Origin of the sequence: Rhodococcus sp. R1101 (assembly GCF_000278445.1) — a bacterium.
GTDB classification, from domain to species: Bacteria; Actinomycetota; Actinomycetes; order Mycobacteriales; family Mycobacteriaceae; genus Rhodococcus; species Rhodococcus gordoniae.
Window position 1 is genome coordinate 1 of sequence record NZ_AJVB01000859.1, and the last position, 787, is coordinate 787.

The window sequence follows — 787 nt, forward strand, 5'->3', positions numbered from 1 at the left end:
ATGTCGAACTGCGGGTCGTCCCGGTGTATCGGGTGTACAGATCAGCAAGCGGAACCCGAGGTCCGGACTGCACGCCGAGCCGTCGAACCCTGTGGTCCTGCCGCAGGACGGGCTGTCGGTAGAGACAGGCACACTCGTGGTATTTGACGCACAGGCGAAGTTATTTGTTCGGGTGCCCGAACTCGAGCTACCTTGGTTCAGGTCCGACCCAGTTCACCCGAGGAGAAACCGACGATGGCCGTGTACCAGTTGCCTGACCTGCCCTATGACTACGGTGCATTGGAACCGGCGATCAGTGGGGAGATCATGCAGTTGCACCACAGCGCTCACCATGCGGCGTATGTCAAAGGCGCCAACGCGGCGCTCGAGCAGCTGTCCGAAATGCGCCAGGCGGGTGATTTTTCCCGTCTACCCGGTCTGGAGCGCGCATTGGCCTTCCACCTCGCTGGCCACAGCCTTCACTCGATGTTCTGGCTCAACATGTCCCCGGAGGGTGGTGACCGACCCGACGGGGAGCTCGCCGCCGCTATCGACGAATTCTTCGGTAGCTTCGACGCGTTCCGCGCCGAAATGACAGCAGCTACCACAAGTGTGCAGGGCTCCGGCTGGGGTGCACTGGCGTGGGACCCACTCGGCGCCCGACTTGTTGTTCATCAGATCCACGACCACCACATCACGGTCGCTCCCACTACGACACCATTATTGGTGTTCGATGCCTGGGAACACGCGTTCTACCTGCAATACCGTAACGTCAAAGCCGACTACGTCGACCGCCTCTGGTCGTTGG

At 61.1% G+C, this 787-nt stretch carries 1 protein-coding gene; it reads left to right on the plus strand.

The annotated features are described in order from the left end of the window. Positions 1 to 234 precede the first annotated feature (234 nt). The coding region (locus R1101_RS0124785) for a superoxide dismutase (RefSeq protein ID WP_016935804.1) at positions 235 to 787 on the plus strand (553 nt) is incomplete at its 3' end.